The sequence below is a fragment of the Actinomadura sp. KC345 genome (assembly GCF_004348515.1).
Lineage (GTDB): Bacteria > Actinomycetota > Actinomycetes > Streptosporangiales > Streptosporangiaceae > Spirillospora.
The window spans coordinates 1-14,234 of record NZ_SMKH01000073.1 but is presented as its reverse complement, the minus strand read 5'-3'; the positions used below and the strand labels follow the sequence as shown (position 1 = coordinate 14,234).

The 14,234-nt window shown below is 72.1% G+C and carries 14 protein-coding genes; 8 read left to right on the top strand and 6 right to left on the bottom strand.

Going from position 1 to position 14,234, the window contains the following annotated elements:
• The first annotated feature begins 2 nt into the window (after nucleotides 1-2).
• Complete coding sequence (locus tag E1281_RS14840) at nucleotides 3-239, top strand: exodeoxyribonuclease VII small subunit (RefSeq protein WP_131878442.1); 237 nt, start codon at nucleotides 3-5, stop codon at nucleotides 237-239.
• Nucleotides 240-258: 19 nt separating this feature from the next.
• On the opposite strand, the gene E1281_RS14835 is transcribed toward E1281_RS14840, so the two are convergent.
• Together E1281_RS14835 and E1281_RS14830 are read right to left on the bottom strand one after the other, a co-directional pair.
• Nucleotides 259-1,017: a DUF4245 domain-containing protein gene (locus tag E1281_RS14835; RefSeq protein WP_243716962.1), complete on the bottom strand. Its 759-nt coding sequence runs from the start codon at nucleotides 1,015-1,017 to the stop codon at nucleotides 259-261.
• Between the two features lie 20 nt (nucleotides 1,018-1,037).
• A complete protein-coding gene (locus tag E1281_RS14830; protein ID WP_131878440.1) occupies nucleotides 1,038-1,703 on the bottom strand; it encodes a TetR/AcrR family transcriptional regulator in 666 nt (221 codons plus the stop codon).
• 262 nt (nucleotides 1,704-1,965) lie between these two features.
• Here E1281_RS14830 and glpX point away from each other — a divergent pair, with 262 nt between their 5' ends.
• Nucleotides 1,966-3,000, top strand: a complete 1,035-nt coding sequence (gene glpX, locus E1281_RS14825; protein ID WP_131878438.1) for a class II fructose-bisphosphatase — start codon at nucleotides 1,966-1,968, stop codon at nucleotides 2,998-3,000.
• Here the strand turns inward: glpX and E1281_RS14820 are convergent.
• Nucleotides 2,997-3,605, bottom strand: coding sequence for a DUF1707 domain-containing protein (locus tag E1281_RS14820; RefSeq protein WP_131878436.1), 609 nt, complete (start codon nucleotides 3,603-3,605; stop codon nucleotides 2,997-2,999). The genes glpX and E1281_RS14820 overlap by 4 nt on opposite strands.
• A gap of 84 nt (nucleotides 3,606-3,689) precedes the next feature.
• Here E1281_RS14820 and E1281_RS14815 point away from each other — a divergent pair, with 84 nt between their 5' ends.
• From E1281_RS14815 to E1281_RS14805, 3 genes are read left to right on the top strand one after another with little or no spacing between them, the layout of a single operon-like run.
• Nucleotides 3,690-4,646, top strand: a complete 957-nt coding sequence (locus E1281_RS14815) for an ABC transporter ATP-binding protein (protein WP_207943287.1) — start codon at nucleotides 3,690-3,692, stop codon at nucleotides 4,644-4,646.
• Between the two features lie 49 nt (nucleotides 4,647-4,695).
• On the top strand, nucleotides 4,696-5,493 hold the full coding sequence (locus tag E1281_RS14810) for an ABC transporter permease (protein WP_131878434.1): 798 nt from the start codon (nucleotides 4,696-4,698) through the stop codon (nucleotides 5,491-5,493).
• Nucleotides 5,494-5,548: 55 nt separating this feature from the next.
• Nucleotides 5,549-6,820: an MFS transporter gene (locus tag E1281_RS14805; protein WP_165958934.1), complete on the top strand. Its 1,272-nt coding sequence runs from the start codon at nucleotides 5,549-5,551 to the stop codon at nucleotides 6,818-6,820.
• 63 nt (nucleotides 6,821-6,883) lie between these two features.
• Here the strand turns inward: E1281_RS14805 and E1281_RS14800 are convergent, their stop codons facing one another.
• Nucleotides 6,884-7,114, bottom strand: coding sequence for a hypothetical protein (locus tag E1281_RS14800; RefSeq protein ID WP_131878432.1), 231 nt, complete (start codon nucleotides 7,112-7,114; stop codon nucleotides 6,884-6,886).
• A gap of 29 nt (nucleotides 7,115-7,143) precedes the next feature.
• Nucleotides 7,144-8,559 carry a PLP-dependent aminotransferase family protein gene (locus E1281_RS14795; RefSeq protein WP_131878430.1) on the bottom strand — a complete coding sequence of 472 codons (1,416 nt, stop codon included), beginning with the start codon at nucleotides 8,557-8,559 and terminating at the stop codon, nucleotides 7,144-7,146.
• Nucleotides 8,560-8,711: 152 nt separating this feature from the next.
• On the opposite strand from E1281_RS14795, the gene E1281_RS14790 reads away from it, so the two are divergent.
• The 3 genes from E1281_RS14790 (at nucleotide 8,712) to E1281_RS14780 (ending at nucleotide 13,273) form a co-directional block, all read left to right on the top strand.
• Entirely contained in the window at nucleotides 8,712-10,352 is a 1,641-nt protein-coding gene (locus E1281_RS14790; protein ID WP_131878428.1) for a fumarate hydratase, read from the top strand.
• 150 nt (nucleotides 10,353-10,502) lie between these two features.
• Nucleotides 10,503-11,765, top strand: a complete 1,263-nt coding sequence (locus E1281_RS14785; RefSeq protein ID WP_131878426.1) for a serine/threonine-protein kinase — start codon at nucleotides 10,503-10,505, stop codon at nucleotides 11,763-11,765.
• Nucleotides 11,766-11,878: 113 nt separating this feature from the next.
• Nucleotides 11,879-13,273 carry a class II fumarate hydratase gene (locus E1281_RS14780; protein WP_131878424.1) on the top strand — a complete coding sequence of 465 codons (1,395 nt, stop codon included), beginning with the start codon at nucleotides 11,879-11,881 and terminating at the stop codon, nucleotides 13,271-13,273.
• A gap of 69 nt (nucleotides 13,274-13,342) precedes the next feature.
• Here the strand turns inward: E1281_RS14780 and E1281_RS14775 are convergent.
• On the bottom strand, nucleotides 13,343-14,234 hold an 892-nt coding region (locus E1281_RS14775; RefSeq protein ID WP_347813287.1), incomplete at its 5' end, for a hypothetical protein.

Below are 14,234 nucleotides of genomic sequence, written 5' to 3'. Positions count from 1 at the left end.
GGATGGCTGACGAGACGGGGGCGGCGGACAAGCCGTCGTACGAGCAGGCGCGGGACGAGCTGGCCGATGTCGTCAAGCGGCTGGAGGCCGGCGGGCTGACGCTGGAGGAGTCCCTCGCCCTCTGGGAGCGCGGCGAGAAGCTCGCCGCGATCTGCGAGGAGTGGCTGGAGGGCGCGCGGGCGAGGCTGGCCGCGGCGATGGCGCGGCCCGAGGACGGCGAGGCCGCCGCGCCGTTCTGAGCCCGGGAGCCGCAGGCCCCTAGGAACCGGGGGTGGCCGCCCCTGAGGAGGGCGCCAGTGGCCCGGCGTCCTTGGACTGCGGCCTGAGCGCGCCCGCCAGGATCGCCAGTTCCGCGTAGGTCGCCGTGCCGGTCACCACGAGGCTCACCCCGCCGGGCAGGGTCAGGGCCAGGGAGTTGGCCTTCTTGTCCTTGCGGTGGTACTTGGACCAGGTCTGGCCGTTCACCTGCTGCGTCCCGAGGGGCTTGCTGCTGTTGGTCATGCGCGGGACGTACTCGGACGCCTTCTCGTTGCTCTGCTCCAGTGCCGCGTACTCGTCGCTGGGCGTCACGAACCCGAGGTGCCAGGCGACGGGCTCGCCGCCGCCCTCGCCGAGGCCGTTGAGCCGGGAGCTGGTGGGACGCCAGCTCTCCGGAAGCCCCTCGGGGGCGTGCACGGTGAAGGGCGCGTCGTTGCGCATCGCCCACAGCTGCGCGCTGTAGTCGACGGTCGGCAGGACCTGCTCGTCGCTGCGCGGCGTGACGACGTAGATCGCCAGTACGAGCAGCAGGCACGCGCCCATCGCCATCGCGAAGCCGCCGAGCCCGGTGGTCAGCCGCTTGTGGACGGCGGGGCTCACCTCGACCACGGGCCGCCCGGCGGGGGCGCCCGGGGCGACCCCCTCGCGGGCGGGCCGCTCCTCGCCGGGAGCGTCCCCTCCGGGCGCGGCCTTCTCGGCTTCCACGGCCTCAGCGGCTTCCGCGGCTTCCGGAGCGGAGGACGGAGTCTTGTCGGTCACCCCTCCAGGATCCCGCACGGTCAGGTCTGCTCGGTACGGGGGTTCCTGATCGTGCCGACGATGCCCATGATCTCTTCGGCGAGCTTGCGGGCGGCGTCCTCGTCGTCCATCAGCGAGATCTCCGACACCGCGCCCGCCATCGCGCCCGTCAGCACCATGACCAGGGCCTCGTCCACGCCGCCGTCGGCGGTGTGGAACAGGGCGGCGTTGCGGCGCGCCCACTTGTTGAGCCGCTGCCGCATCACGCGGTCGAATCCCGGCGGGCCGTCGCCGGAGATGAACAGGCGCGCGACGTCGCGCTCCTCCAGGCAGCCGTTGAGGTAGGCGCCCGCGCCGGCGATGAACTGCCGCATCGGGTCGGTCTCGCCCGCGTCCCGGACGGCGTTGATCGCCTGCCGGGTGCGCTCCTGCTGCCCGGTCTGGAACTCCTCGAACAGCGTCAGGTACAGATCGGCCTTGCCGTTGAAGTGGTGGTAGAGGCTGCCGACGCTGGCGCCCGCCTGGGCGACGATGTCGGTCACCGCGGCCTGGGCGAAACCGGACTCACAGAAGACGTCCCGCGCCGCGTCCAGAAGGGCGCCGCGGGTGGCGGCCCCGCGGTCGGAGGTCCGCGCGGGGACGTCGGCCTCCCGCGCCCCCCCGTTCCGTGTCACCTCGCCGGACGGGACGTCGATGTGGCTGCTCATGACGCCTGAGGTTACGCCCTCTCCCATGGGGAAACGATCCCTTGTCCGTGTGACCGTCAAATGTCGCCGGCCCACAGGAGGTCTTCACCGGCCGGGACGGCCCGCGCTCCGGCTGGTCTGGTCCAATTTGTGGCCGGGCGTCCGGTCCACAGACAATCCGTGTCACCACGGAACGTTCGCCGGCTCCGCCGGCGCCGGACCGGGTCGCGTCCCCGGCGGCCGGCCGGACGAGACGTTCACTGACCGAAGGGGCTGCCGCGCCATGTCCGATGAGACCACCGTTTCCTCCCCGCTTGAGACCGACCCCGCGGCCCCGGACCGGAACCTGGCGATGGAACTGGTACGGGTGACCGAGGGCGCCGCCCTGGCCGCGGGCCGCTGGGTGGGCCGCGGGGACAAGAACGGCGCCGACGGTGCCGCCGTGAACGCCATGCGCCAGCTGATCAACACCGTGTCCATGAAGGGCATCGTGGTGATCGGCGAGGGCGAGAAGGACCACGCGCCGATGCTCTTCAACGGCGAGCGGGTCGGCGACGGCTCCGGCGCCGAGTGCGATGTCGCGGTCGACCCCGTGGACGGGACCCGGCTGACCGCGCTCGGCATGAACAACGCGATCGCGGTGCTTTCGGTGGCGCCGCACGGCTCGATGTTCGACCCGTCCGCGGTGTTCTACATGGAGAAGCTGGTGACCGGCCCGGAGGCGTCCGACGTCGTCGACATCGAGCGTCCGATCGCCGACAACATCAAGGCGATCGCGCGTGCCAAGGGCTCCGAGCCCAACGACGTGACCGTCTGCATACTGGACCGGCCGCGGCACGAGGGCATCGTCAGGGAGGTCCGCGAGGCCGGCGCCCGGATCAAGTTCATCATGGACGGCGACGTGGCCGGCGCGATCATGGCGTCCCGGCCCGGGACCGGTGTCGATCTGCTGCTCGGCATCGGCGGCACACCGGAGGGCATCATCGCGGCATGCGCGATCAAGGCGCTGGGCGGAGTGATCCAGGGCCGCCTGTGGCCGCAGGACGACGAGGAGCGGCAGAAGGCGACGGACGCCGGTCACGAGCTGGGCCGGGTGCTGACGACCGACGACCTGGTGACCTCGGACGACGTGTTCTTCGCGGCGACCGGCATCACGGACGGCGAGCTGGTCGACGGCGTCCGGTACAGCAAGGGCACGGCGGTCACGCACTCGCTGGTCATGCGCTCCCGCAGCGGCACGATCAGGACGATCTCCAGCGAGCACCGGCTGAACAAGCTCCGCGCCTACAGCGCGATCAACTTCGACACCGCGACCTAGCCGCGGGTCAGGCGGTTGCGGACGCGGGTGCGCAGCTTGCGCTTCGGGGCGCGGGCCTTGACGGAGCCGAAGATCATGGTGCCGCCGACCTCGATGGTGGGGCCCTCGTGGGCGGGGCGGGCCCGGACGTCCCGCGCGGTGAGGATCGTGCGGCCGGTGACGTCCACGCGGACGCCGTCGGGGACCAGGAGCCGGATCCGGCCACCGAGGATCAGCGTGTCGACCACGATGTGGCGGCGCTGGAGGACGGCCTCGCGCAGGTCCAGTTCGACCGTTCCGAACAGGGCGACCAGCGGGAGCTTCACCGGGACGACCCAGCGGCCGTCGCGGCGGGTGCGGCCGAAGACGACCGATACGGGCCGGTCGTCCACGAGGATGGGCTGCGCCTCCTCCGGGCTGAGGTCGACGGTGAGGCCCGTGAGTTCGCCCAGGGTGCGGGCGGCGTAGGCGCGGGTGGTGCGGTCGGCGTGCTCGTCCATGGTGAGCCGGCCGTCCGCGAGCGCCTCGCCGAGCACGGCGGCGACGCGATCCCGGTCGGCGTCGGACGCGCGCAGGTCGCGCACGCGTGTCACCTTCTCGGCGGCCGGGCGATGGGGGACGTCCACACCTAGAGATTAGCCGCCGGACGGCGCGGCGCCGCCCCGAAAACCGCTGGGGTTGCGCCCGGCGTTCTCCGTACTGTGAAGGTTATGACGTTGCAACGCACCCGGGTCGAGGCCGCCGCGCCGGATCCCGGAGCGGCGGCCGCGGTCAGCCTGCGCGGCGTGGTGAAGCGCTTCGGCGACTTCACCGCCGTGGACGGGCTCGACCTCGAAGTCCCCGCGGGGGTCTGCCTGGGGCTCCTCGGCCCGAACGGCGCCGGCAAATCGACCACGATGAAGATGCTGACCGCGCAGGCCATCGCCGACGAGGGCAGCATCCACGTCCTGGGCTTCGAGGTTCCGCGCGAGTCCAAGCGCGCGCGGGCCGTGATGGGGGTCGTCCCCCAGCAGGACAACCTCGACGAGGAGCTGACCGCCCGCGAGAACCTTGAGGTGTTCGCGCACCTGTACCGGATCCCGCGCAAGGAACGGCGCCAGGCGGTGGAGGACGCACTGGCCCTGGCGCACCTGACGGGGAAGCAGCTCACCAAGGTCGACGACCTGTCGGGCGGCATGCGGCGGCGGCTGCTGATCGCGCGCGGGCTCGTGCACACGCCGGCGCTCGTCCTCCTGGACGAGCCGACCGTCGGCCTCGACCCGCAGGTGCGGGCCGAGCTGTGGGGGCTGATCGACGGGCTGCGCGCCCGGGGTACGACCGTCCTGATGTCCACGCACTACATCGAGGAGGCCGAGCGGCTCGCCGACGACTGCGCGCTGATGTCGCACGGCCGCGTCATCGCCCGGGGCTCGCCGTCGGAGCTGGTCGCCGAGTACGCGGGCGACCGGGTCGTCGAGCACCACGGGCCGCCCGACCGGCTGACGGAGGTGGAGCGCGTCGCCAGGGCCGCCGGGCTGGCCACACGCCGCACGGGCCCGTCGGTGTCGGTGCTGAAGGCCGAGACCATCCCGCCGTCCCTGGAGGACGAGCTGGGCCCGGACGGCGTCCGCCGCGCCTCCAGCCTGGAGGACGTGTTCGTCGTGCTGACCGGGGAGCGCGTGGAATGAGCGAAGCGAACCGGGGGGCGCGGGGGGTCGCCCCCCGCAGGGAACAGGAATGAGCGAACAGGTGGAGCGGGCGCCTCGGCTGCGGCGGTTCGAGTGGGCGCCGGTGCGCGGCATCTGGCGCCATGAGCTGGCGCTCTACAAGCGGTACTGGAAGTCGCAGTCGTTCGCCTCGATGGTGGAGCCGACGTTCTTCCTGCTCGCGTTCGGCTACGGGTTCGGCTCGATGATCGCCATGATCGGCGACTACCGGTACCTGGACTTCGTGGCGACCGGCGTCGTCGGGGTCGCGGCCCTGTTCACGTCGGTGTTCCCCGGCATGTTCAACGGCTACATCAGGCGCGTCTTCCAGCACACCTACGACGGGATGCTCGCCGCGCCCGTGGACGTCCACGAGCTGGTGACGGCCGAGGCGCTGTGGATCGCGGCCAAGTCGGCGGTGTACTCGTGCACGCCGCTCGTCGTCGCGCTGTTCTTCGGCCTCGATCCGTCGTTCGGGATGCTCCTCGTCCCGTTCGTGACGTTCTTCACCGCGCTCGGCTTCGGCCTGTTCGGGATGTGGACGTCGTCGGTGGTCCCGTCGATCAACTCGTTCGACTACGTGATCACCGGGGTCGTGACGCCGCTGTTCCTGATCGCCGGGACGTTCTTCCCGGTCGACGCTCTGCCCGCCTGGGCGCAGACCGCCTCGTGGTTCAACCCGCTCTACCACTGCGTCGAGCTGGTCAGGGACGCGGTGTTCGGCCTCGACCCGCCGGCCGACCTCGGGCACCTGGGCGCCCTGGTCCTGTTCGCGGCGCTGATGTGGATCATCGCGGTCCGCGGCATGCGCAAGCGCCTCATCGACTGAGGGGGTACGCTGACGCGAATCTTCTTCGCGTTCGGCGCAGAGAGGTCGGCCCGCCATGAGCCAGGGCATCACCGCGCGGGACCGGCAGGCCCGGTTCTCCGCCTACACGGCGTTCGCCGTCCAGGGGCTCTGCTTCGCCTCGCTGGTGACGCAGGTCCCGCGGATGCAGGAGGTCCACCACCTGAGCGACGCCACGCTCTCGCTGGTGCTGCTGATGGTCCCGCTGGTCGCCGGGGTGGGCAGCGTCGTGTCCGGTGCCCTGTTCCAGCGGTTCGGCAGCGGTGTCGTGCTCCGCGTGTCGCAGCCCGCGGTCGCCGTCACGATCGCGCTGATCGGCCTCACCGGCGACCTGTCGTTCTGGGGGACGACCCCCAGGCCCCCAATGATCGTCCAGAACGTCGCCCTCTACGTCGCGGTCGCCGCGTTCGGCCTGTTCGTCGGCGCGGTGGACGCCTCGATGAACGCGCAGGCCGTCGCGGTCGAGCGCCGGTACGGGGTCAGCCTGATCACGGGCTTCTACGCGGTGTGGAGCGTCGCCGGCATCCTCGGCGGCCTCTGGGCCTCGCTGGCCAACAGGATCGACATGCCGCTGTTCGCCTGCTTCGCGATCGCGGCCGCCGCCGGGATCGCCGCGTCCCTCGCGACCGGCCACCGGCTCTACGGCCGCGGCGAGGAGGGCGGAGGGCCGAGCGCCGAGGAGCTCAAGGCCGCCGGGCGCCGCGTCCCGTGGCGGCCGATCCTCATCGTCGGCGCCGCGATGGCCGTCGCCTACCTCGCGGACTCGGCCGTCTCCAACTACGGCGCCAAGTACCTGGACGACGAGTTGTCCGGCGCCGACTGGGTCGCTCCCCTCGGCTACGTGGCGTACCAGGTCGCGATGGTGATCAGCCGCGCCGTCGCCGACCTCGCCGTCCGCCGCTCGGGCCCGGTCCGGGTCGTGCGCCTCGGCGGCGCGGTCGGCGTCGTCGGGATGTTCGGCGTCGTCGCGGCGCCGAACGCGGCCTTCGCCATCGCCGCGTTCGCGGTCGCCGGGCTGGGGCTCGCCGTGATCGCCCCGGTCTGCTTCTCCGCCGCCGGACGGGTCGATCCGACCGGCTTGGGCGTGGCCGTGGCCCGAGTGAACATCTTCAACTACGTCGGCTTCGTCCTTGGCGCCGCGATCGTCGGCGCCATCGCCCCCCTCAGCGCCGACAACGGCCTCCGCATAGCGTTCATCATCCCCGCCGCACTGATCCTGGTCGTCTTCGCGACCGCACGCGGATTCGACCCCGCTCCGGTGAAGGGCGCCCACCCGGACGCCCCGGCGATGGAACGGCCGGTGGCCTGACCCGTCCGGACACGTGTGAGCCCCCGGTCACGCCGGAGCGCGAACGGGGGCCCAGAACGAGTCTCAGGCGTCTTCCATCGCGGTAATGGCCTTCTCCCCCTCGGCTTGGGCCTGCTCCGGCGTCATGTCCTGCAGGGCTCGGCTGAGGGCCACCTCGGCGGCGTCGGCGGCCGCCCGGAGGGTCACGGCATGCTCCTGCGCCCTTGCGAGGTCACCAAGGCCGACGCAGTCGAAGGCCACCTGCGCGTCGTGGGCGGCCATCTTCAGCTGCCGCGCGGCCTCTTCCAGACTCATGCATACCTCCTACACCGGGGATGCTTGTCCTACCCTCCGGCACCGTGCGTAACCGCCTGCCCCAGGAGTCGGGCCGCCTCCACCAGGCGGGGCTCCGGGAGCCTGGCGTAGCCGAGGACGAGCGCGGGCCGCGCGTCGCCCGCGCGTGCCGGCGACCACATGGGGTGGGCGGCGGCGACCGACACCCCGGCGCGTGCCGCACGCGCGACGACCTCGGCCTCGTCGCAGCCGTCGGGCAGTTCCACATAGAGATGGATGCCCGCTGAGACGCCGCGAACCACGGCGCCCGGCAGATGATGGCAGAGCGCCTCGGCGAGGGCGTCCCGCCGGGAACGGTAGCGGCGCCGCATGGCGCGCAGGTGCCGGTCGTATCCGCCGCCGCCGACCAGCTCGGCGAGGGCGTACTGGTCCAGCACGGGCGCCCCGAGGTCGGTGTTCTCGCGGTGCTCGCGCAGCCGCCCGGCCATGGCCGGCGGCGCGACGGCCCAGCCGAGGCGGAGCGCGGGCGCCAGCGACTTGCTCACCGAGCCCAGCAGGACGACGCGGTCCGGCTCGACGCCCTGGAGGCAGCCGACGGGCTCGCGGTCGTAGCGGAACTCGGCGTCGTAGTCGTCCTCCAGGATCAGGCCGTCCACGTCCCGCGCCCAGGCGATCAGCTCGGCTCGGCGGGCCGGGCACAGGACGACGCCGGTCGGGAACTGGTGCGCGGGCGTGACCAGGACGGCCCGCGCACCGGTCCGGGCGAGCGCGCCGACGTCCACGCCCTCGCCGTCCACGGGGACGCGGGCGAGGCGCAGCCCGGAGTCCTCCAGCATCGGGAGCTGCCGGTCATGGGTCGGGTCCTCGACCGCGAGCACCGCGTGCCCCTCGGCGCGCAGGAGCCGCAGCAGGGCCGACAGCCCCTGCGCCACCCCGTTCATGATCACGACGCGGGCGGGGTCGGTGCGCGCCGCGCGGACCCGGGCGAGGTATCCGGCCAGCTCGGCGCGCAGGGCCGGGACGCCGGCGGGGTCGGGATAGGTGAGCTCCTCGTGCGGGAGCGCGCGCAGCGCGGCGCGGGCGGCGGCGAGCCACCGCTCGCGGGGGAACGCGGACAGGTCCGGCCGGCCCGGCCACAGGTCGTACGGGAGCGCGGGCTCCGGCGCGGGCCTGGGGACCGGGGACGGGGCGCCGTGCGGCGGAGGACCTTCGTCGGGGCGGGCCAGCGAAGCGACGCGGGTGCCGTCGCCGCGCCGCGCGACTAGGAATCCCTCGGCGGTCAGCTGCTCGTAGGCGGCGACCACGACGCCGCGGGAGACGTCCAGGTCGCGGGCCAGGTCACGGCTCGACGGCAGCCTCGTCCCGGCGGTCAGCCGGCCGGAGCGCACGCCCGCGCGGAAACCGGCGGCGATCTGGGCCGCCAGCCGCCCGGCGGTCCGGTCGAGGGGAAGATGAAGGTCGGTCACATGACCTTCAGCGCCAGAAGACCGGTCGCGCGTCACAAACGGGCTTTCCCCGGCCTGCCCGACCCCGGAGGGCCGGGGGCCTCCCGTGGCCTGCGCGACCGGCACGTACCCTGTGATCGGCCCCATCGGAATCGCGCGAGGATCTGCCTGAGATGCCTGAGTTCTCCTACACCGACCTGCTGCCGCTCGGACCGGACGAGACCGACTACCGGCTCCTGACCTCGGCCGGGGTCTCCACGTTCGAGGCGAACGGGCGGACGTTCCTGCAGGTCGAGCCGGAGGCGCTGCGGCTGCTGTCCGAGACCGCGATGCGCGACATCGCGCACCTGCTGCGTCCCGCGCACCTGGCGCAGCTCCGCCGGATCCTGGACGACCCGGAGGCGTCCGCGAACGACCGGTTCGTGGCGCTGGACCTGCTGAAGAACGCGAGCATCTCGTCCGGCGGCGTCCTGCCCATGTGCCAGGACACCGGGACCGCGATCGTGATGGGCAAGCGCGGCCAGCACGTCCTCACGGACGGGAACGACGAGGAGCACATCTCGCGCGGCGTGTACGACGCGTACACGAAGCTGAACCTGCGCTACTCGCAGATGGCGCCCGTCACGATGTGGGACGAGAAGAACACCGGCAGCAACCTCCCGGCGCAGATCGAGCTGTACGCGACGCCCGGCGAGGCGTACAAGTTCCTGTTCATGGCCAAGGGCGGCGGCAGTGCGAACAAGTCGTTCCTCTACCAGGAGACCAAGGCCGTCCTGAACCCCAAGCGGATGATGTCCTTCCTGGAGGAGAAGATCCGCTCGTTGGGGACGGCCGCGTGCCCGCCGTACCACCTGGCGATCGTGGTCGGCGGCACGTCCGCGGAGTACGCGCTGAAGACCGCCAAGTACGCGTCCGCCCACTACCTCGACACCATGCCGACCGAGGGCTCCCCGCTGGGCAACGGCTTCCGCGACCTGGAGCTGGAGCTTCAGGTGTTCGAGCTGACGCAGAAGCTCGGCATCGGAGCGCAGTTCGGCGGCAAGTACTTCTGCCACGACGTGCGGGTGATCCGGCTGCCGCGGCACGGCGCGTCCTGCCCGGTGGCCATGGCGGTGTCGTGCAGCGCCGACCGGCAGGCGCTCGCCAAGATCACCGCGGAGGGCGTGTTCCTGGAGCGGCTGGAGACCGACCCGGCGCAGTACCTCCCGGAGACGACCGGCGAGCAGCTCGACGACCAGGTCGTACAGATCAATCTGAACCGCCCGATGGCGGAGATCCGGGCCGAGCTGAGCAGGTACCCGGTGAAGACGCGGCTGTCGCTGACCGGGCCGCTGGTCGTCGCGCGCGACATCGCGCACGCCAAGATCAAGGAGCGGCTCGACGCGGGCGAGCCGATGCCGCAGTACATGCGCGACCACGCCGTCTACTACGCGGGTCCGGCCAAGACGCCGGAGGGGTACGCGTCCGGTTCCTTCGGCCCGACCACGGCCGGGCGGATGGACTCCTACGTCGAGCAGTTCCAGGCCGCGGGCGGCTCGATGGTCATGCTGGCCAAGGGCAACCGGTCCAAGCAGGTCACCGACGCCTGCCGGGAGCACGGCGGCTTCTACCTCGGCTCGATCGGCGGGCCCGCCGCGCGGCTCGCCCAGGACTGCATCAAGAAAGTGGAGGTCCTGGAATACCCCGAGCTCGGCATGGAGGCCGTCTGGAAGATCGAGGTGGAGGACTTTCCGGCGTTCATCGTGGTGGACGACAAGGGCGAGGACTTCTTCGCCGACACCACCGGACCGGTCCTCACCATCGGCAGGCGCTGACGATCGGCAGCGGCTGACGGCTCCGGCGGAGGGCGGCCGGCCGCGTGGTCCCGTGGTTTCTGGCCGGTAGATCACATTATCGGCCCAAAATCCACGTTGGTAATGAGGTCTCCCCGGTGACCGCCTGGCCACTCCGGTATCTTTTCCGCCATGTCACAGTCAGAGCGCCTCGTTCTAGCGACGCGCTACCGGCTGGTCTCGGAGATAGGCCAGGGCGCCAACGGCACCGTCTGGCGAGGGCATGACGAGCTTCTCGACCGCTCCGTGGCGGTCAAGGAGCTGCGGCTTCCCGGGGACCTCTCCGAGGACGACCGGGTGCTCTTCTACCGCCGTACCCTCAGAGAGGCCCGCGCGCCGGCCCAGCTGCGCACGCACTCCATCGTCGAGGTGTACGACGTCGTCATCGAGCAGGGCCGGCCCTGGATCGTGATGGAGATGATCGAGGCGCCCAGCCTCGAACATCTCATAGAGCGCTCGGGGCCCCTGCCGCCCGAACGCGTCGCGCACATCGGACGCGCTCTGCTGGACGCGCTCAACACCGCGCACAAGGCCGGGATCGTGCACCGCGATCTCAAGCCCAGCAACGTCCTTCTGGACGGCGACCGCGTCGTCCTCACCGATTTCGGCCTCGCGTTCTCCTCGGGGTCGGCCAGCCTGACGAAGACGGGCCACTTCATGGGCTCGCCCGCGTACGTCGCGCCCGAGGTCGCCGCCGGGGAGAAGGCCACGCCCCGGTCCGACCTGTGGTCGCTCGGCGCGACGATGTACGCCGCCCTGGAGGGCCATCCGCCGTTCGAGCGCGACAACGTGATGGCGACGCTGAGCGCCCTGGCGAACGAGTCGACGCCCGTCCCGCAGCACGCCGGCCCCCTCGCGCCCGTGATCACCGGGCTGCTGGAGAAGAACCCGACGCGCCGCCTCAGCCACGCCCGCGCGGTCGACCGGCTCGAACGCGCGGTCGCCGGTCCCCGGTCGGGACGCCGTCCCGCGACGCCGCGCTACCGGGTGATGGCCGTCATCGCGCTCATCGGCGCCACCGTGGCCTCCTGCGGCATCGGCGCCACCGCGCTCATCGTCGGCATGATGCGCGAGGGGCCCGGCCCCTCCGCCGACGCGACGACGTCCGGCCCCCCGTCCGGCGGCGTCGCGCAGGCCCCTCCCGGCGTCGACACCAGCACGCTGGTCGTCCGGGCCCGCACCGACTCGTGCAAGATCTTCGTCTCGGTGCCGGGCGACGCGATCACCGTGCTCAGCGACGAGACCCTGAAGAAGAACGAGGCGCGGCAGTACGACCAGCCGCGCATCAACGCGGTGGTCTACGACGCGTCCGCCTGCGACGTCTGGGTCAACGGCGAGCAGAAGCCCGTGGGCAAGGCCGGAGAGCGCGAGAACTACACCATCAACAAGGAGTGATCCCGGTCCCAGAGGGCTCGGTCCGGGAATGGGGTAGCCACCTGAGAAGCTGCCACGGAAGACGGCGGTGACGGATTCCAGGCAGTGACTGATCCAGACAGGGGTGGCATGCCATGGGCGAGCGGGAGTTCCGAGTCGAACACGACTCCATGGGGGAGGTCCGGGTACCCGCGGCGGCGAAGTGGCGGGCGCAGACGCAGCGCGCGGTGGAGAACTTCCCGATCTCGGGACGGACGCTGGAGTCCGCGCACATCGCCGCGCTCGGCCATGTCAAGGCCGCCGCGGCGACGGTGAACGCCGAGCTCGGGATCCTCGACGAGGACCTCGCGGCCGCGATCACCGAGGCCGCCCGGGAGGTCGCGGACGGCAGGTGGGACGACCAGTTCCCCGTCGACGTGTTCCAGACCGGGTCCGGGACGTCCTCCAACATGAACGCCAACGAGGTCGTGGCGACGCTGGCGCAGGAGCGGCTCGGCCGTCCGGTGCACCCCAACGACCACGTGAACGCCTCCCAGTCGTCCAACGACGTGTTCCCGTCCTCGATCCACATCGCGGCGACCGGAGCCGTCCTGAACGATCTGATCCCCGCGCTGCGGCATCTGCGGGACGCGCTGCGGCGCAAGGCCGACGAGTTCGCGACGGTCGTGAAGTCCGGACGCACCCACCTGATGGACGCGACGCCGGTGACGCTGGGCCAGGAGTTCGCCGGGTACGCGGCGCAGGCCGGGAACGGCGTGGAGCGGCTGGAGGCCGTCCTGCCCCGGCTGGCGGAGTTGCCGCTGGGCGGGACCGCGGTCGGCACCGGCATCAACACCCCGGACGGCTTCGGCGGCCGCGTCACCGCGGAGATCGCGCGCGTCACGGGGCTGCCGCTGACCGAGGCCCGCGACCACTTCGAGGCGCAGGGCGCGCGGGACGGCCTGGTGGAGGCGAGCGGCGCGCTGCGCACCGTCGCGGTGAGCCTCACCAAGATCGCCAACGATCTGCGCTGGATGGGCTCCGGCCCGCGCGCCGGCCTCGCGGAGATCAGGCTGCCCGACCTGCAGCCCGGCTCGTCGATCATGCCGGGGAAGGTGAACCCGGTGATCCCCGAGGCGGTCACGCAGGTCGCCGCCCAGGTCATCGGCAACGACGCGGCGGTCGCGTTCGGCGGCGCGTCCGGCAGTTTCGAGCTGAACGTGATGCTGCCGATGCTGGCCCGCAACGTGTTGGAGTCGATCACCCTGCTGGCGAACGCGTCGCGGCTGCTCGCCGACCGCTGCGTGGACGGCATCGAGGCGGACGTGGAGCGGATGCGCGAGTACGCCGAGTCGTCCCCGTCGATCGCGACGCCCCTGAACCGCTACATCGGTTACGAGGAGGCGGCCAAGGTCGCCAAGCAGGCGCTCCAGGAACGCAGGACGATCCGTGAGGTCGTGCTCGAACGCGGTTACGTGGACGACGGGAAGCTGACCATCGAGCAGCTCGACACCGCTCTCGACGTGCTCGGGATGACCCGCTCGTCCTGACCCTCACACCTCGTGCGTCCCAGGAGGCTCTCTCAGCCCCCTGGGACGCGACCGGTCGTCAGTGGCCGGTCAGTACCAGCCCACGTTCTGAGAGTGCTCCCAGGCGCCGCACGGGGTGCCGTAGCGGTCCTTGATGTAGCCGAGGCCCCATTTGATCTGCGTCTTGGCGCTGGTCTCCCAGTCGGAGCCCGCGCTGGCCATCTTGGAGCCGGGCAGCGCCTGCGGAATCCCGTACGCGCCGGACGACGGGTTCTTGGCGCGCGAGTTCCAGCCGCTCTCCTTGTTCCACAGCTTCACCAGGCAGCCGAACTGGCCGTCGCCGGAGAAGCCGAAACTCGGCAGCATGGCCTTGGCGATCCGCTGCGCCTCGCCGGCCGGGACCGGGTCGCCGGCCGGGACACCGCCGCCGCTGCCGCCGCCCTCGTCGTCCTTCTCCTTCTCCGGCGTCTTGGTCGGGATCGGCTCGCCCTTCGGGCGCAGATCCACGTCCTTGCCGTCGTACTGGCGCGTCTCGCGGGAGGCGCGCTCCATCGCGAGCTTGCGGCGCTGCTCCTGCTGGACCCTCGGGTCGACCTTCGGCTGGGCGTCGGCCGCCTGCCTGGTCGGCTGGACGGTGGTCCCGTCGTCGCCCGAGCCGCCGGTCAGCGCGTAGGCGCCGACGGCACCGCCGCCGACCACGACGGCGGCACCCGCGAGGACCGCGGCGACCCGCAGGCCGTTGCGCCTGCCGGAGCCTCCCCGCGGGGGGGCGGCGCGGCTCGGAGGGCCTTCACCGGAGGCGATCTCGTCACGGGGGTCCCCGGCGGGGCCACCGGCCTCGGGGGGCTCGGCCGGGAGGGCCCGGAAGCCGAGCGTGTCACCGGCGGGGGCCGCGGCCTGGGCACGATGGCTGCCGGCGACCCTCACGTCGTCTCCCAGCCGCTCCGCGGGCTCCTGGACCGCGGGCTGGGGAGCCGTGGGC